17 protein-coding genes and 1 pseudogene are annotated in these 18,287 nt (G+C 36.1%); 3 read left to right on the top strand and 15 right to left on the bottom strand.

The features are described 5' to 3' along the window. Nucleotides 1-17: 17 nt before the first annotated feature. The 7 genes from ACXAE4_RS09535 to ACXAE4_RS09505 all read right to left on the bottom strand — a co-directional run bounded on the left by ACXAE4_RS09535 (nucleotide 18) and on the right by ACXAE4_RS09505 (nucleotide 7,226). Nucleotides 18-1,109, bottom strand: a complete 1,092-nt coding sequence (locus tag ACXAE4_RS09535; RefSeq protein ID WP_154974163.1) for a low temperature requirement protein A — start codon at nucleotides 1,107-1,109, stop codon at nucleotides 18-20. Nucleotides 1,110-1,365: 256 nt separating this feature from the next. Further along, nucleotides 1,366-2,010, bottom strand: coding sequence for an isochorismate family cysteine hydrolase YcaC (ycaC, locus tag ACXAE4_RS09530; RefSeq protein ID WP_098999684.1), 645 nt, complete (start codon nucleotides 2,008-2,010; stop codon nucleotides 1,366-1,368). A gap of 172 nt (nucleotides 2,011-2,182) precedes the next feature. Beyond that, the gene (locus tag ACXAE4_RS09525) at nucleotides 2,183-2,749 is read right to left on the bottom strand and encodes an NADPH-dependent FMN reductase (protein WP_028414849.1); all 567 of its coding nucleotides are present in this window, start codon (nucleotides 2,747-2,749) and stop codon (nucleotides 2,183-2,185) included. Nucleotides 2,750-2,904: 155 nt separating this feature from the next. Then, entirely contained in the window at nucleotides 2,905-3,843 is a 939-nt protein-coding gene (locus ACXAE4_RS09520; protein WP_098112473.1) for a ring-cleaving dioxygenase, read from the bottom strand. 142 nt (nucleotides 3,844-3,985) lie between these two features. After that, entirely contained in the window at nucleotides 3,986-4,384 is a 399-nt protein-coding gene (locus ACXAE4_RS09515; RefSeq protein WP_028414851.1) for a DoxX family protein, read from the bottom strand. A 348-nt stretch (nucleotides 4,385-4,732) separates the two neighbouring features. Beyond that, a complete protein-coding gene (locus ACXAE4_RS09510) occupies nucleotides 4,733-5,773 on the bottom strand; it encodes an FUSC family protein (protein WP_028414852.1) in 1,041 nt (346 codons plus the stop codon). Nucleotides 5,774-5,957: 184 nt separating this feature from the next. Next, the gene (locus tag ACXAE4_RS09505) at nucleotides 5,958-7,226 is read right to left on the bottom strand and encodes a glycosyltransferase (protein ID WP_098112472.1); all 1,269 of its coding nucleotides are present in this window, start codon (nucleotides 7,224-7,226) and stop codon (nucleotides 5,958-5,960) included. Nucleotides 7,227-7,799: 573 nt separating this feature from the next. Here ACXAE4_RS09505 and ACXAE4_RS09500 point away from each other — a divergent pair. The 3 genes from ACXAE4_RS09500 to ACXAE4_RS09490 all read left to right on the top strand — a co-directional run bounded on the left by ACXAE4_RS09500 (nucleotide 7,800) and on the right by ACXAE4_RS09490 (nucleotide 11,236). After that, complete coding sequence (locus tag ACXAE4_RS09500) at nucleotides 7,800-9,302, top strand: BCCT family transporter (RefSeq protein WP_099331223.1); 1,503 nt, start codon at nucleotides 7,800-7,802, stop codon at nucleotides 9,300-9,302. Between the two features lie 403 nt (nucleotides 9,303-9,705). Continuing rightward, on the top strand, nucleotides 9,706-10,887 hold the full coding sequence (locus ACXAE4_RS09495; protein ID WP_475235911.1) for a cation:proton antiporter: 1,182 nt from the start codon (nucleotides 9,706-9,708) through the stop codon (nucleotides 10,885-10,887). A 139-nt stretch (nucleotides 10,888-11,026) separates the two neighbouring features. Next, nucleotides 11,027-11,236: a hypothetical protein gene (locus tag ACXAE4_RS09490; RefSeq protein ID WP_028414856.1), complete on the top strand. Its 210-nt coding sequence runs from the start codon at nucleotides 11,027-11,029 to the stop codon at nucleotides 11,234-11,236. A 47-nt stretch (nucleotides 11,237-11,283) separates the two neighbouring features. Here ACXAE4_RS09490 and ACXAE4_RS09485 read toward each other — a convergent pair. The 8 genes and pseudogenes from ACXAE4_RS09485 to ACXAE4_RS09450 form a co-directional block, all read right to left on the bottom strand. Then, a pseudogene (locus ACXAE4_RS09485) lies at nucleotides 11,284-11,463 on the bottom strand (IS3 family transposase); the annotation flags it as partial. 372 nt (nucleotides 11,464-11,835) lie between these two features. Next, nucleotides 11,836-12,117 carry a hypothetical protein gene (locus ACXAE4_RS09480; protein ID WP_028414857.1) on the bottom strand — a complete coding sequence of 94 codons (282 nt, stop codon included), beginning with the start codon at nucleotides 12,115-12,117 and terminating at the stop codon, nucleotides 11,836-11,838. A gap of 10 nt (nucleotides 12,118-12,127) precedes the next feature. Then, complete coding sequence (locus tag ACXAE4_RS09475; RefSeq protein WP_028414858.1) at nucleotides 12,128-12,517, bottom strand: SHOCT-like domain-containing protein; 390 nt, start codon at nucleotides 12,515-12,517, stop codon at nucleotides 12,128-12,130. Nucleotides 12,518-12,528: 11 nt separating this feature from the next. Next, nucleotides 12,529-12,894, bottom strand: coding sequence for a DUF2089 domain-containing protein (locus tag ACXAE4_RS09470; RefSeq protein WP_028409887.1), 366 nt, complete (start codon nucleotides 12,892-12,894; stop codon nucleotides 12,529-12,531). Between the two features lie 280 nt (nucleotides 12,895-13,174). Then, on the bottom strand, nucleotides 13,175-14,620 hold the full coding sequence (locus ACXAE4_RS09465) for a DHA2 family efflux MFS transporter permease subunit (RefSeq protein ID WP_028414859.1): 1,446 nt from the start codon (nucleotides 14,618-14,620) through the stop codon (nucleotides 13,175-13,177). Nucleotides 14,621-15,155: 535 nt separating this feature from the next. Next, nucleotides 15,156-15,689, bottom strand: a complete 534-nt coding sequence (locus ACXAE4_RS09460) for an SF0329 family protein (RefSeq protein WP_155010464.1) — start codon at nucleotides 15,687-15,689, stop codon at nucleotides 15,156-15,158. A 149-nt stretch (nucleotides 15,690-15,838) separates the two neighbouring features. Next, nucleotides 15,839-17,536, bottom strand: a complete 1,698-nt coding sequence (locus ACXAE4_RS09455) for an MFS transporter (protein ID WP_155010465.1) — start codon at nucleotides 17,534-17,536, stop codon at nucleotides 15,839-15,841. A 68-nt stretch (nucleotides 17,537-17,604) separates the two neighbouring features. Continuing rightward, nucleotides 17,605-18,234: a TetR/AcrR family transcriptional regulator gene (locus ACXAE4_RS09450; protein ID WP_028414862.1), complete on the bottom strand. Its 630-nt coding sequence runs from the start codon at nucleotides 18,232-18,234 to the stop codon at nucleotides 17,605-17,607. Nucleotides 18,235-18,287: the final 53 nt, after the last annotated feature.

The following is an 18,287-nucleotide window of genomic DNA, read 5'->3' as shown; positions in this document are numbered from 1 at the left end:
AGTCATTCTTTATTTGGTTAAGTGGTCGTAAACCTAGCGTAGATCATAAAAAAGATCGCTAATTCTCCTATGACGACAGTGCTGGGAACAATAAGTATTAAGTTAACAATAAAAAATACCGCTAAAATTCCTAAAAACATTCCCAAGTGATACACTTTCAAACGATGTTGTTCAAATCTATATTGGTGAAAAACAAGAGTGGTTGCCATGAAATAAAGCAGCACGGATCCGAATACAAAATATAAGCTGAATGTGTACTGAACTTCATGTAAAAACATGAGCTTAATCGATGCTGCAATCATGCTTAGAGACATGAGGATAAGTAAGTGTCCGTAAATAATCGTTTGTCCGGCTCTTTGAATAGACTTGTTTACTTTCTTTTCTACATTCTCAAAGTACTGCCACCACATGGCAATAATCAGGACAAATGAAATAACCGAAAATAAAATGGCATTCCAGTCCCCTTTTTGTGGCTGTATCACAGCAAGAATGCTGACAACGGATTCTCCGAACAGGATTAATGTTAACAAAGCAAAACGCTCTAATAAATGAGCGGTGTTGGTCGGTAATTTTGCCAGTCTATTATGCCCTAAAACAGGTAAAATCATATCAACTGCAATTCCCGTATACAACACGGCGTAGCGAATCCACGAATCAAAAAGAAGCGAAAGAAGTGAGATGAAAATCCCAATTCCAAAGCATGTGCCTAAAAACACAGCAACTTTTTTTCGTTCATCTCGTTCAAATTTTTGAACAATAAGATACTGAAGAGCGGTTAACGCTCTTAGTCCAATATAGCCAATCAAAAAAGATACGTAATATTGATCAAAATCTACGGACAGGCTTGAGATCATGATAAGAACAAACAGCATTTGAAGAATCATAAAGATGCGCTGATGCAAAAAATCTTGTCCAAACCGATTGATAAACATCGTTTGTCCGGTCCACGCCCACCATATAGGAATAAAGATTAGTACAAACTTTAACAAATACTCTCCATGAATATACCCTTGTTCAACGTGAAGCAAAACATGCGTAGCAGTAGCAACGGCTGCCACAAATAACAAATCATAAAAAAGCTCCAGCCACGTAACTTTTTTTTCTTCCACTACTCCGCATCCCTTCCTATCATTTACCAGGCTGTCGTGAATGTACTTTATTTTATATATAAGAGACGCATACTTCATGAAAGGCAGCTTAGTAAAAGATAGGTGAGCCAACGGTTCATTAGTCGGCTCACCTATCTAACAATTACTTTTATGTTGTTACATTTTCTCCGTCACATAAATGATCCATGGATGCCATTCTACTTTCGTGTTTTATATGTAAAGAGAACGACCGATGCCAAACTTAAGCTCCGCTACGTTAGACGCTCTGCTTGCTGAAATCGCGCTGAGCTCCTCTATAGCTGCCCATCAAGTTTTGATAACCAGGAAGATGACTAGAAATTAAATTGCCAAAACCTTCAACGTCGTTGCGCCAGTCACGCTGCAGCTCGCACGCTACGCTAAACCAGTTCATAAGCTGCGCGCCGCCGTGAGCCATACGCGTTAATGCTGCATCTGCGACTTGCTTATTGAACGTCCCGGAAGCGTCTGTCACAACAAACACTTCATAGCCTGCTTTAATGGCAGAAAGCGCAGGAAAAGCAACGCAGACGTCTGTCACTACACCCGCGATAATCAGCTGTTTTTTCCCGGTCGCTTTAATGGCTTTAACAAAGTCTTCATTGTCCCACGCGTTAATTTGTCCAGGACGAGCTATTTTTGGCGCGTCAGGAAACAAATCAACGAGTTCCCCCATTAGCGGGCCATTGGGTCCATTTTCAAAGCTAGTTGTTAAAATAACCGGTAAATCAAAGAATTTAGCCGTATCACCAAGCGCCAAGACGTTGTTTTTAAATTCATCAACACCATAGTCACGTACAAGGCCGGAAATAAGCCCCGTTTGGTGGTCAACTAAAAGCACGGCAGCATCATCTTTTGAAAGGCGAGAGTAAAGATCAGACATTTTATCATCCTCCTTAAATTAAGGCAAGTAAGGACACGTACCTTTTCCGTTCCTTACAAGCGGTCTATCATTTGAACGGTTTTTTGGATTTCATTTATGATCTGTTGAGTAAAACATCTATAGAAAGAAAAGCTATTTCTGAGGTGAAGGTTCATGAGGTGTGTTCTCTTTCTTAATCTAGAACAGGAACAGGCGCTTGATCAATCCAATGAATGAACTGCTGTAAGTAGCGCTGAAGATAGCGTTTCGTTGACTCATCAGTTAGTACCTTTTGTTGAGCATCAACTTTTTCATGAACTTGCGAAATCAGCATTTTTTGAAATGGTAAAACATGAACTTGCATAGCTTCCAGTACTTCTCTCGTTTGTTTTTGAGCAAAAGCGGTACCGAAGCCTCCTGGAGTTGCTCCAATGAGACCAACTGGTTTTCTGTTTAAAACAGAAGAAGTCCGAGGTCTTGATGCCCAGTCCAAAGCATTTTTTAATACCCCTGTAATTCCGGAATTGTACTCTGGACTTACAATGATAACACCGTCAACATCTTGAATCGCAGCTCTAAAGGATGCGACAGATTCTGGTGATCCGTCAGCTTCTAAGTCTTCATTAAAAAAAGGCAGGCTGCTTATTTCGATCCAGCGATATTGAGCTGAGTCATCTAATGTAGTCAATGACTCAGCAATCATTCGGTTATACGAATTCTTTCGTAAACTTCCACAAATAAGACCAATGGTTTTTGTCATCTATTCACCTCCTCACTTGGAATTAATTTCATATTACCATGGTGTTTCAAATATAGATATTAGTTTTATATATAGATAAATTAATTCCTTCTTTGTACCTAATTTAGGGTTAAACTAGCGTTTTACCATTACTAAAGGAATTATTTTAGTAAAATTCAGTCTAATTCTCTCACTTCAAAAGGAATCAAAGCTCTTTCAATTTGATCTCGATGGGTTTCGTACTGTTCAGGAAGCATGAGCTTTTCTCCCATTGTTTCAAGTGACTCATCATGTGCAAAGCCTGGAGGGTCTGTTGCAATTTCAAATAGAATGTCTCCGTGTTCTTTAAAGTAAATCGCATTAAAGTAATTTCGATCTCGGACAGCCGTCACTCCGTATCCGCTATCGGCTACGTATTTCTGCCATTCTAATTGATCTTCATCATCTTTTGCTCGCCATGCAATATGGTGAACCGTTCCAACGCCCATTTGCCCGCGTCCAATAGTTGTTAATTTTAAATCGATCATATTTCCAATGTCAGCTGATGATTGAAACCGTATAAAATCTCCTTCTTGCCCTACTTTTTGTAGACCCATTACGTCTTCTAATAATTGAGCTGTTTCATCAGGTCGAACCGATAATAACGTAGCGCCTCCGAATCCTTTAATAGCAACATCCGAATTAATTTCACCAGCTTGCCACGTATTCTTTTCACCTTCTTCTCTTTCCACAATCTCTAGATGCAAACCATGAGGATCGTCAAACTCTAAATACTGCTCTCCAAATCGCTCCATCTTTGCAGCTGGAACTCCAAACTTAGCTAATCGCTGTTCCCAAAAGCTCATCGCACCTTTTGGAACCACATAGGAAGTTACCCCAACTTGCCCGTCACCTATTTTTCCTTGTCGTGCATTTGCCCACGGAAAGAATGTGATAATCGTTCCAGGTTTTCCGCCTTCATTCCCAAAGTAAAGGTGATACGTTCCTGGATCATCAAAGTTTACTGTTTGTTTGACCAAACGTAATCCTAACACGCCCGCATAGAAATCAACATTTTCCTGAGGATGACCTACAATCGCCGTGATATGATGAATACCCGCTGTTTTTTTACTCATTACTACCATCTCCTTCGATACATTTTTCGTCATATGTTTCGTTATCCCTCTTAAAATTACAACTATTTATCGTAAATATCTCGAATTCGAGATATTAGTCAAAAAATAAAAGCACTTTTCTTATTCCAACCCATTCTCTCTTTTAAAAAATAAACGTATCGAGTGCGTAATAACCTGGTCCTGCAATTGCTACACCGATCGCTACAACTAAAAGCGTAAGGTTATATTCATACCCATTTTGTGTTGCCCAGTATCCATTTGGACCGTGTACTTTCACAATCGCCATGATCATTGTTCCGGCAATCAAAAGTGCTCCAAGCGGTGTAAGAAGTCCTGCAGCAAATAAAGCTCCACCTACTAGCTCTGATAAACCAGCCATTAAAGCCATTCTAACACCCGGCTTCATTCCGATGGATTCAAACCAGCCGCCCGTTCCTTTTAAGCCGTGACCGCCAAACCATCCAAATAACTTCTGAGTTCCATGAGCCATAAAAGATAATCCAATGACTAAACGTATTAACAATAAACCAATGCTCACCATTTTTTATTCCTCCTGTTTTTCATCACTTTAAAATCTCGAATTAAAATATCTTGAATTAAGGATAATTATAAAATCATATGCTCCTACTGTCAACATAAATTTTTATATTTTTTTGTAGCTAGTTGAAACACTTAGCGACGTATTAAAAACATATTCTAGATTTTATATGGATATGAGCACTGGAGCGGAAAATATAAAAGCTAAATTGTATTATTTATTCAATAAAAAAAAGAAGTCACCCCTTGGTAACTTCTTTCCCTCTTCTACTGTGCATGTATAGTTCAATAACTGGATACTGAAGTTATCACCCCACTTATAAAAGGGATATCTGGATCACTTGAATTAGTATCATTTTGCTTTTAATTTATCAATTAATTTAAGCGTATCATTATATAGACTTAATTGATATCTCTGGGACTCTAGTTCAGGTGGGATACGGATTTGTAAAGGTATCGAAGAAAGATCGAGTACATCCAAAGATGATTTCTTTATAGAGTAATTTTCTACGTTTTTATTAGCTTGTTCTGTTATGTATTCTCCTAATACCTGTAGTTGAACAGCCCATTTTTGTCCATCAACTGTGGGTAGAGAATTCGTTTTGGACCAGTCGTTAAATGTAGTGAGTACACTCGAAATATAGGTATACCCATGCTTCAGTTGAAAAAGGAATTGTTCATTTTGTTTTAACTGCTGCTTTTTATTTCTGCCAAATGGGTTCAACCTTAAACTCTTTTCTGCTTTCCTTAATTCCTTTTCGACCTGGTGAAGTTCCTGAAGCAAGTTGGTTGTATCATCTATTAAATTTTCTCCTTCAACAAATGTACAGTTATTATTTACCCAGTAAGCCACCTTTTCAAATAATTGTCCAAGGTCTATTCCAAATTGAGTTAAAGTTCTACGAGCTTCTTTTACGTAATTTGGTGGAACAATTATGATATGAACAATAATAGCGACAAGAGCTCCTATGATCGTGTCTCTTATTCGATCAGAGACATAATAATTTGTTTTATGAACAAATACAAAAACTAATAAAATAGTAAGCGCAATTTGATGAATGATCGTCTTATGTAGCCTTAATACAACAGGAAGCACCATTCCCATTGTTAATAATAACCCTATCGTCCATCCGTTCACTTCTACATGTTTAATGATAAAAATCGTAGCAGCAATTCCAAAAAGAGTGCCGATAATTCGATAAAAAGCATACACAGCAGAATGCTGGATGGTTTCTTGAATAGAAAGAATCACAGTTAAAGGCGCCAAATAAGGATGCTTAGAGCCTAACATTTTTGCCAGTTCCCACGATACACCAGAAGCTATAGATATTTTGGCTATAAGTAGTAATCCTTTTATTAGTTCGAGCTTTTGCTTTCCCTTATTTATATCCATAAAAACTCCTTTATTTAAACACCTATGTATGTAAGTCGACTTACAGTCACTTCCTGTCGTTACTTACTATTAACTGGAGAACGTAACTTTATTACAAACAAAGCTGTTTTCATATATAAGAGTTGATTGGATAAAACTCTTCTCTTAAAACACATACTAGCTGTTTAGCTATCCTTCAATCCATCTATTTATCCCGCAATTTGTGTACTACGCTTTCTATATGCTTCACCGCTTGGTATACACCATTTTCCGATTGAATGATGCTTTTTATTTGTTGAGCATTTTCAATATACTCTTTATTTTCTACTTGTTCTAACGCGTGAACCAATTCGAATACTTGGAGATTTTTTTCTTGTAACGGCTTTAGTGAATACCCTTTTTTATAGAGAAGATTTGCCCAAAACGGTTGATCCACTGTAAACGGAATGATAATTTGTGGTACGCCACTCAGTAAAGCTTCAGACATTGTTCCAACACCTCCATGATGAATAATGCCTTTAGCACGTTTAAATAAAAGTCTATGGGATGCACCTTTAACGGCGAGTATATTCTCTTGTTGATTAAACTTCATACCGCTTGTTCCTGTTAGCACTATTGCGCGATTGTCCGTCTCCTTTAATGCCTGAATTAACTTTTGTTTAAAAATTGATGGACTCTTTAAAGGCATAGAACTAAATGATACTACAATAGGCTTCTTTCCTTTTTCTAGAAAGTTTTCTATTTCATTGGGTAGCACCTCTTCCTCTACTTCTAAAAAGAAAAAACCTGGTAGACATACAGAACCTTTCCAACTCTCTACTTCTTTGAAAAGAAAAGGACTAATAGGATAAATTATAGGAATAGGTGCACCGTTTACGTCATATGTGTAAAGTCCGGCTTTTCTCTTCGGGAATTTTAACGTTTTTTCTCTAAAATCGTTAATTTCTTTCATAAAAGGGTACTCACTGAACTTTACTATCTTGTAGGATAATCTATTTAATGTAGGACCAAAGCTTTGTTTTGACGATAAAGAGAAATTTGGGAACTCTGTAATTGGATACATAATTGGAACGGGCGGTAAGCAAATGCAAGGAATATGATAGTACAGCGCAATATCAACGGCACCAAGAGCTTTAGGATGATAAATGATTAGATCGGCTCCTTGGGAAGCCTGATAAAAATCATCCATACTTCTTCTGTAGGATGGAGCAATTTTTTCTTTTGAAAATTTCATTATTTTAAAAGGTGAAAACTTCTTACCATTAAGTATATCTCTTCCTTCCTCGCTCTCCATTATCGCCATCAAATCAGTAGCAGCGGGATGAAAGGAAACCTTATTTTCTTCAATAAAATGTTGAAACGTCGCACCTGTACAAATGACTACTTCATGTCCAATCTTAATCATTTCTCGAGCAAGTGCAATATAAGGCTGTACATCTCCTCTACTGCCTAACGTTAAAATTGTCACTTTCATAATTTCCACCCCCATAATAAATAATAACTTAACTTTTTTGTTTTGCTGCAACTATATTTTAGCTTATGTATGAATTTTTCTTATTTATTTAATTTTTGATTTCGTTAAGTTAAATGATAATGTTTTATGGTTTGCGATAGTTCTTGCATTCACAGATAATTTACTCTTTGCAAAGGTAATAAGGCAGATTAATCCCTTTGTTGAATATAAAATTACTCATCCTTTAAAAATTGCAAGATTTATAGTTTTTAGTTTGATTGCTATAGCCAACTTATACTGGATAAAATGTTGAATCAGAGTCTTTATATTCTCATGTCTCCTTTTCATCGTCATTAAAAGAAAAACTCATTTCTATTTTAAAAGAAGTCTATTCCGGACTTAATCTACTGAAATGATTAAAAGGTTGCAAAAGCTCTCTCCTTACCAAATAGCTGGTATAAAAGACGTTTTTTCATTCCGTATTAAGGGAATTAAGATAGAAATTTAAGAAAAAGGAGCTAAAATGGCAAAATAGTAAATTTAAGTCTTTCTGGAAGTCATTAATGTTAATTAAAAATATGAAGGAGGAAGATGATGAAGAAAACAACACCTATTTTTTGGATCTCTTTAATCATTAGCGTTTTATTTGTAGGCTGGGGTATATTAAAACCAACTAATCTACTTCACGTCATGACCACCGCGGAAAGTTATTTGCTTAATCGCTTTGGTTGGTTTTATCAATTTTCTGCCACATTCTTTTTAATATTTGCCTTAGTATTAGCTTTTAGTCGATTTGGAAAAATAAAACTGGGCAAACCCCATGAAAAACCTGAGTTTAGTACCCCTACTTGGTTCGCTATGTTATTTAGCGCTGGGATGGGAATTGGTTTACTTTTTTATGGGATTTCTGAGCCAATCTCCCACTATGCTACACCCCCTTTTGGGAAACCTCAAACTACTGAATCTGCAAAACTGAGCCTAGAATATACATATTTACACTGGGGATTTCATGCTTGGGCAATTTATGCTGTAGTAGCACTTGCCTTAGCCTATTATAAATTCCGAAAAAACATGCCTGGACTAATGAGCGCAACCCTAACCCCTCTTATTGGAAATAAGAGTAAAGGACCAATTGGCTACGCAGTAGATATTATAGCTGTGTTTGCTACTATATTTGGGGTGGCGGCATCTTTAGGATTAGGAGCTTCACAGATAAATAGTGGATTTCATTACCTAACTGGCATGCCTATTAGCTATAAAGTTCAACTCGTTATTATTGCCATTACAACTATTTTATTTATTACATCTGCAGGAACCGGTGTTTCAAGAGGTATCAAATATTTGAGCAACGCTAACATGGTTTTAGCCGTCATTCTATTTGTTTCTTTTCTTTTTCTTGGACCTACACAATACTTAATAGAGCTTTTCTCTACAACCTTTGGTTCCTACGTTCAACAATTACCAAGCATGGGGCTGCGATTTGCTCCCTTTAATTCGGACAATAACCAGTGGGTAAAAGATTGGACCATTTTTTACTGGGCTTGGTGGATATCATGGACCCCATTTGTGGGAACTTTCATTGCACGCGTATCTAAAGGAAGAACGGTTCGTGAATTTATTATGGCTGTATTAATCGTTCCAACACTTGTATGCTCAATATGGTTTGGCATATTTGGAGGTACCGGTATTTATTTTGATTTTGTGAAAGGATTAGATGTGGCAAAACAAAGCTTAGAAACCTCTCTATTCTTTGTGTATGATCAAATGCCGTTTGGAAGTTTTCTTTCTACCATCTCTGTAGTCCTTATTTTGACGTTCTTTGTGACTTCTGCAGATTCGGCCACTTTTGTTCTGGGGATGCAAACTACAGATGGGAATTTAAATCCACCTTTCTTTGTTACATTTATTTGGGGAATCATTTTAGCTGCTATTTCAGCAATTTTATTAGGTACAGGTGGCCTGCAAGGCATGCAAGCAGCTATTATTGTCAGTGCATTACCATTAGGGATTGTTCTTCTATTCATGTCCTATGCATTAATTAAGTCCTTCCGACAAGAAGTTTCTGAAGATAAAAAGCAAAATAAAAAAACTGCTTAACTTATTTCAATATGAAGCAGCTTTAAAAGGTGTATGATTTATTTTTAAACTGATATTTATATCTTTTGTTTGAGGGAAACTTTATAGTAAACATCATGTATGTAAGCTTTGTTAAAGGTTGTTTCCTTTTAGTGAGGAAACAACCTTTCTCTTCTTGCATGTTTGTAAGTACCAACTTATTTTTTTGATTGAAGTTGTATTCAAATTTATATTATTTAGCATTATATAAGTAATTTATTGCTAATGATACCTTAGGAAAATATTATCTATAATAAACAAAGTTATAAGAAAAGCCGTATATCTCTCAAGGTGACAGAAACCTATCCATAAAGAGAATGTACTCTTAACAATACTTGGCACATGAAGCATAATTTCAGTTTTAAAGAGACAAAGGAGCATAAAAATGGTTACATATTGGATTATTTTATTAGCTATCGCTGTAGGGGTAGTGTTTATCGCGGAAAAACTGAAACAACCTTATCCCACTTTCCTTGTAGTAATAGGATTAATTATTGGTTTGGTACCCATTCCTGCGTTGGGAGAAATAAAAAGTTATGCAGCCAATGATACCGTGTTTCAAACGACCGTTATTTTCATCTTCTTATCAGCTTTGTTAGGGGATGCAGCACTTAAACTTCCCTTTGATGAATTAAAACGTAATAAGAAATCGATTTCTTTATTAGCTTTTTTAGGTACATTGCTTACCTTCTTACTAGTTGCTGCTTCTACTTATTTTTTCTTGAACCTTTCTTTGCAAGAATCCTTAATTTTCGGTGCACTTATGGCAGCTACTGACCCTGTATCCGTTCTAAGCATTTTTAAGTCAATGGGCCTAAACAAGCGCCTCTCCATTGTGGTCGAAGGAGAAAGTTTAGCAAATGACGGAGTTGCTGTTGTACTATTTCAAATTGCTGTGGTAACTACTGCCTTGAGCTTAACAGGTACATTGAATGCGCTGCTTGAATTTCTGAAAGTTGTAAGTGGAGGCATATTGATTGGTGGAGTGTTTGGTTTATTAGCTTCTCGTATTACATCTAAGATTGATCATTATTTAGTGGAGACTGGATTATCGATGGTTCTATTTTATGGTACGTTTCAGCTTGCTGAACACTTTGACGTTTCTGGGGTAATATCTGTAGTAGTAGGTGGCGTAATCTTAGGAACTTATGGACGAAACGTAGGCATGTCATATTTAACACATGAAAAAGTGAATTCCTTTTGGGAAACAATCGCCTTTCTCTCCAATGCGCTTATTTTCTTATTAGTAGGATTAGAAGTGAGTCGTATTGATTTTTTAGATAAAGGATGGCTTATCGTTGGAAGTATTCTTATTGTTCTTTTAGCACGTTTTCTCGCTGTCTATATAAGCTTAGCTTTTGATAAATCCATTCCAACTTCATGGAAACCTATTATTTCATGGGGAGGATTAAAGGGATCTCTTTCAATTGCGCTTGTTTTAGGCATTACACCCGAATTTGAAGGAAAAAATCTGTTATTAGCAATGACATTTAGTAATGTAGTCTTTTCTCTTCTTATTCAAGGAACAACACTAAAAAAATTAGTTTCATTTTTGAATGTAAAATAAAAGCCTATACTAAAAGAAAGCTGATGTTATGTTTGAAACTTTTCTTACACCCACTCGTATATCCATAAGGAACACCCTTACTCCTTTCTTAGTCAACATACAATAAATACGCGATAGAAAGCTTACAAGGAGGAATTAGATGGAATCAAGAATGAGTTGGTGTATTAAAAATCCTTCGTTTTATTTGGGAGCTGTTTTATTTCTCATCTTTGGTAGCCAATGCGTTATGGGATATATAAAAGAACATCAATTCTACGTTTTAGAGAGCATATTGAGTATCATAGGTGTTTTTATGATTGTTCTACCGTTGAAAAAGAAACTTGCTCCTCATTCACCAAAAAGCACTTAGTTATATGGGACTGACCCCTGATTTCGAGACAAGGATCCAAACACCTTTTAAACAGCCAGTTTTCGGTATTGTACCGGTGACTGGTTGTTTAGTTTTGTTTGAATACAGATATGGTTATAATAAGTAATGTAGCTTTCGACAGTTTGTTCTACGATGGCAGTCGTAGTACATGTTAACTCATCGAGGTAAAATGTTTCAGACTTTAGGGTGAAATGAAACGATTCAATTCAATTCTGTTATTTTGTTAGTAATAGCTTATATAGTGAGTTTTAGATTTAACAGAAAAAGCTAAAATCAATTAAGGAGCTGCTTGATAAAAAGAAATCCTTAATAAAATCATGTAGCAAAGGGGGGCTTTAATACGATTTCGGTGTGAATAGGAATCTAGATCGTTACGTTTGTTTCCACATTTCAGGGCACATACTCCGGGTATAGATTAAATAGAAAAAGTAAAGAAGCAGAAAAAAAAGAGATTATACAGCAAGATAGCACGCTGTGTAGTGTCTTTTTTCTGCCTTTTCGCTTTTATATAGACTAATAAGGTTTTATTTTTACACGAAGGTAGACACCTGAAGCGATTTTCACTTTACAAAGCTACATCATAGTCTAACTCTTACTTCCGTACCATCTGTAGCTTTGACATCTACTAGAACCATTCCCTTATGTTTCTTCAGTTCCTTGACGATAGGCTTTAGCACACTTTTATCTATTAGCGGAAAAGTAAAGTTCAGCTCTTTTCTTTTAAAATGTTCTTTTGTCCATTTATCTATATGCTTCTGGATAAATTTCGAAAAAGCAACGCTAATAGCAACGTTTAAAAGAGCATATGGAATTGGGATACTAAACCGAGCTTCTTTGGTTTTCACTTTTACATGAATCATAAGCGCACCGTTACTCAATGATGACTGAAACGGTATCTCCGTTCGCCGATTTAATATCAACAATCTGGCCATCTAACTCGTTTTCAATTGCTTCAACAATCAGGTTTATATCTATATCTTTTACATATTTTTCTGATTGAGGAATACTTGCTGCGATGCTGTGTCCAGCCATTAATACCAGCTTGACAAGCTTTATTGGCAAATTAACCTTCACATTATCATTTTCAGTTGAAACAACTCGAACTTTTAACGTTTTATCTAAATACGCATTTGGTTTCTTCAAAAGCTTATTGCCTGTTTCTTCTTTTTCTTTTAATACTTGAATCAGTTCTGATCCCTTTTCTGCATCAATTTTTCCTTCTTGAACCATTGTTAACACTTTTGTAATTTCCTCTTTCACAAAAATCCCCCCTATTCTTCTTTTAAGAGCTTGATGGCTTCTTCTGCTGTAATTTCACCATTTTCTAACATAGACACAACTTTTTTCTCGTCTACTTCGTTTTTCTTCTTTTCTACATATCCAAGAGATGAAATGATGTCAGTCAGCTTGCCTCGAACCGTTGGATATGAAACGCCCAGTTCTTTCTCAACTTCTTTGATATTTCCTCTGCACGTTAAAAACACTTCTACAAAATGAAGCTGATCACTCGATAAAGATGCCAGCTTAGATAATTCAAACTCATTTTCAATCGTCGTGTGACAATGGCTGCACTGTAGCTTTGTAATTTTTAACGTTTCACTGCAGACAGGACAATTTGTAAGTACTTTATAAGCCATAATCAAATCTCCTTCTTTTAGTTAATTTGATTATACAACAATTATTTAATATTAAAAACAATAAAATTAAATAATTTTAAATAAAAAATTAAATATAATAATTTATACTTTAAAAAAATCAATAAAACATTTTAAATCACGCACAATGAAAACTAATAAATATTTGCTGAATTAGATGCTTGAGGTTTAAAAAGACACATACAGCTATACAAAAAAGAGTACCTTAAAACCTTCCCCAAACCTAAAAAAACACAGACCATACAATGGTCTGTGTTTTTTATTAATGCGCTTTTTGTTCAACATTAACTCTCTTGATAAAGAACGAGATCACTAATCCAACAATGGAAACAATAATCGCAAAGACGAATGCATGTTGAACACCGTTGGTAAAGGCAAGAACTTGGTTTAATGGATCCATTTTATCTGACACCGTCTCAAGGAAGCTTCTTGAACCTGATGACAGAATCGAGATTCCAACAGCTGTTCCGATTGCTCCAGAAACCTGCTGCAAGGTGTTCATAATCGCTGTTCCATGCGGGTACAGCTCTGGTGGAAGCTGGTTTAAACCATTTGTTTGAGCTGGCATCATAATCATCGAAATGGCAATCATAAGCGCAATGTGTAACCCAATGATAAACCCTGTTGACGTTTCCAGCGTTACGGTTGAAAAACCATACATGGTGCCGACTACAATCAAAAGACCAGGAATAACTAGCCATTTGGGACCAAAACGGTCAAATAATCCGCCCATAACCGGTGAAAGAATTCCGTTAATCACTCCTCCTGGAAGAAGCATTAGACCAGCGGCAAAGGTTGATAAAGCTAATGATGTTTGTAAGTACAGGGGTAAAATCATCATGGCAGACAGTAGTACCATCATGCAGACTAGAATTAATAAAAGACCAATTGTAAACATTGGATACTTAAAGGCTTTAAGGTCTAACATTGGCTCTTTCATCTTCGTTTGACGAATAGAGAATGCAACTAGTGCAACAGTTCCAATCACAAGAGTTAGAATAACCTGTAGACTTCCCCAGCCCCCGCCTTCTCCAGCGCTGCTAAATCCAAATACAATTCCTCCAAAACCTATCGTTGAAAGAACAACGGAAATCATATCGATTTTTGGCTTTGTTGGTGTCGTAACGTTCTGCATAAAGAAAGCTCCAAACACCAAGGCAACCACTAATAACGGAAGTGAAATCCAAAAAATCCAGTGCCACGTTAATGTTTTTAAGATTAAGCCTGATACAGTTGGTCCAACAGCTGGCGCAAACATAATAACAAGGCCAATGATCCCCATTGACTTTCCACGCTTATGCGGTGGAATAATAACAAGAATCGTGTTGAACATAAGCGGTAAAAGCAAAGCTGTTCCCACGGCTTGCACGACACGGGCAATCATTAGTACCCCAAACGTTGGTGCGATAGCGGCAATAAATGTTCCGATAATCGAGCAGATTAGCGATGCTATAAAAAGCTGTCTCGTCGTAAACCGCTGAAGAATAAAACCTGAAATAGGTACCAGAATTCCTAACGTTAATAGATATCCTGTTGTTAGCCATTGTGCCGTTGTTTCGTGAATACCAAAGCCTGAAATTAGCTCTTTTAACGCCATATTTAGCGCTGTTTCACTAAATAAACCGATAAACCCGGCAATAAGAAACGACGTAATAATCGGCAGCACTTTGATGTTAGAGCCTTCGGCTGCTGTTTGTTGATTACTCATATTAAATTGTCTTCCTCTCTTTTACGTACTCTTTTTGATAAATTTTTTTCTATCTCAATGATAAGTTGATTAGCAGACAAACGATACATACCGATATAAAGATTAGTAATAAGTTTAAGACATTGTGCTGATTAAGCTTTTTCCTTCTCTTCTCTTTTGACCGGATTGCTTTTTGTCTTCTAAATTCGTTTCTTTCCACAGATACCTCTCTCTCCATTTCATTTCTAAATTACGTATGTAAACTGTTTCCCATTTATGTATATGCTTTTTCAATAAGCAAGATAGAACTAAAAAATGAAAAGAGGAAAGGCACATATTTATACCATTCCCCTGCACAAAGGAAAAATGAATTTCCACTTTGTATACCAGGAATATTGTAACACATCTATAAGTACTGTTTCTATCTAAAATATACTAAATAATGATATCTATATACCTAACTTAGTGCCCTGTGACAATTAAAATTTGTTTCTGTTATTTCATTAGCAATGACGTATATAGTCATTTTTGAATGTAATAGAAGCTCTGTTTATGTTCATTGGCTACTATGTATATTCTCTGCTTCACAACGTAATTTATAAAAATCCTGAACGAATGTGTTTTCTTCTAAAATGGATTCTTTCATTTTACGTAAAGTTCTTTTTCCTACACGACGGTCAAGCATACACAATATTTTTATTAACATATCATTCGACTTTAAAGATAATTCAATTGGTGAATTAAAATATTCCTCCAAAGCAGAAAAGAAATCATATTGTGCATAAATGCCTTCCGTTTTTAATTGTTCTTGAGCTTGTTCTTGGATTGCTCGATTATTAAAAACATTATCATAAGTAAAATCGTCTAACTGAATACGAATATCTCTTTCTCTATAATATTCTTCTTTTTCAGCAGTAATCGTACACATATTTAACATTTCTACTTTATCAACAGTTATGACAGCCCTACCTAACTGGTCATGTGCTTTTCGATAATTAATCACTTGAAAATCTACTCTTGAATGCAAAGATTCGCATACAAAACTCAGTAAACGTTTCTTTGCTTTGCTCCATTTTGGATGATACAGCAATAAACTCCCTCCCTTTCAACCTATTAAATTTTACCATTATAACATATCTGTGGTAGTAGAAAAGAAGTATATGCAAGAATTAAAAGAGCAAACTCTCTTACACGTGAGTTTGCTCTTTCTCTTCTTCATTCAAATTTCTTAAGTTTAACTTATTGTCCTATATCCTTCATCCTTTTAAGAGCTTTTCTATATTCTTGATCTCTCATATGCAGCATTTTATCAGGAGAAGGTTTAGGCTGGCCAAACTTTTTCAAAGCTTCTCTATACTCGCTGTCACCAATGACTCCATTCGAAACAATCTCTTTAGGCGAACGCTCAAAAACGGGAGTAGCTTTTTTACTGTGAACCTTTTCGGTACTCGGCTTTTCTTTATTTTTTTCTTTATCATGCGACTTATGAGCCAGCTTGTGTCCCTTACCTGTTAAAAACATCAAAAACGAGAGAATGAATACCACAATGCTCAATACACACGAAAACGTAGAAAAGGTATGATACGTAATGATTTCAGATTTTACATGTAGAGATTGCGTGAAATTTTCTTTACTAGCCACCTGGCTCTCTGCACTTACCGTTGCAAGGTGATCTTTATACACCTTTGCAAAAACAATACTGCTGATTACAGGAATGACCGCAGATACTGTCACTCGTATAAATTGAACCGTGACCATCCGAGGGACTAAGCTTGGTAGTGGTCCGCCTAAAGCAGCACCCATCAGACCTGCAGCGACTGTGAATCCTACTCCTGCGATTAAAGCGGCAAAGCTGATAATAAAGAGAAAAGCTGAAGCATGACCGTCCACATACATCCACTGTATGTTTACTCCCATAATAATGACGGCTCCTATAATACCTAATACGCCCGGCCCGACTTTATCATATAATACGGCACTTAATATGGCTGCAATTACTATCCCGGCAAAAAGCCCGATATAGATCAGTGACATCTCTCCTTTATCAAAACCAGATTCACTTTTAAGCAATCCTTGTAGGGATAAAAGAGTGAGACTCATACTAATATTTCCTATAACAGCGATTAAGATAGCGAGAGCTGGTTTTCGAGAAGCCACTAATCGAAAGGGAATTAAAGGATTTTTAATATGCCATTCTGCTATAAATAAAAAACATAAAAAAATGATGCTTCCTACTATGCCTATCCATACATAAGTAGATGCCCATCCTGATTTTTGGAGATTAAGTAATGTAAACGTAATAAATGCAGTAACCATAAACATTAACGCTGCACCGATGATGTCAAATGGTTCATGATGTTTTTGCTGTTGCTTGGCATGATCATTTGTTAAAAATTTGTAGCTAAAACCTATTCCCAGTAAGGAAAGTACGGCCGCTATATAAAATAACCATCTCCAGTGTCCGTAGCTTTTCACTAACATTCCGAGAAAAATACCCACAACGCTAGAGCCATAAAATCCGCCAATAAGAATCAGTAATGCCAAGTTCCGTTTCTGAATCGGAAAAGAAAGAACCAGCATTGGAATCATCATCATAAGTGCTAAACCCGTTCCTGTCCCTTGTAAAAAACGACCAATTCCCATTCCTAAGAAGCTGTTAGAAGCAATACTTACGATAGCTCCTATAAGAAACAAACACATCGAAAGAACATAATTCCTTCTCTCCCCTAACTTGTGTCGAAGGATAGGTCCAAACGGAATACAAAATGCAAAGCTTATAACCCCTATTAAAACCGGTGTTATCGAAATATAAGATTGATTGTGAAACGTTTGTTGGAGAATGTCACGTATAGAATTTAATGACGTGTTTAACATTAAACCAGGACCAATAGCTAAAACTGCCAGTAAGGAAATCCCCCAGTGTTTTTCTATTTTCATACCACAATTCCTTTCTGCCTTTCATGATTGTAAAATATCTTTATTTCAACAAACTAAAAAATAAAGCTTCAGTAAGGAAGCTTTATTTTATTTTCTAAACCTGCCACTCGAATTGGCCCTAGAAGGGTTAAACGGGTTAATTTATCAGCCATAAATGCAGGGCTAAATTTCATATCGCTTTCTAACCAAGAACAAATGACACCTATATGAGCTGATGTAATATAGCTAATCAGGATATCTTTAGGGATATCCAGTCCATCCTCTTCTTCTCCAATCGAAGAGATTAGCTCTCCGTACACTCTTTTCTTTACAATTTCCGTCATATGACTTCTGAATTGAGGCAATCCTCGGTCACTTAGCATGACTTTAAAATAATCCGCGTGTTCGTAGATGAATTCAAAAAGCTTTAAAAAAGAAACAGACTCATCTTTTTCTTCCACTTCTGAGGAAACCTCGTTATTTTGTTTAGGCTTTACTTGCTCTATTAGCTCTTCTAGAACTTCATTCATAATCTGAACAAGAAAGTCTTGCTTATCTTGATAATGTAAATAAAATGTTCCTCGCGTTAATTCCGCTTTTTCCGTAATTTCTTGAATCGTAATGGACGTGACATCTTTCTCCTTAAGAAGTTCGACTAAAGCGTCTCTTAAGTATTTATTTGTTCTTTTTATCCTAGGATCTACTTTTTTTTTAGTCATAGTTGATCTCCTTGTATCACTTTTATTAAGACATACAATAGACTATTTAAACT

The organism is Priestia sp. ABM2_011 (assembly GCF_056158845.1).
The sequence above is the reverse complement of the archived record's forward strand: the minus strand, read 5'-3'. Positions and strand labels throughout refer to the sequence as shown.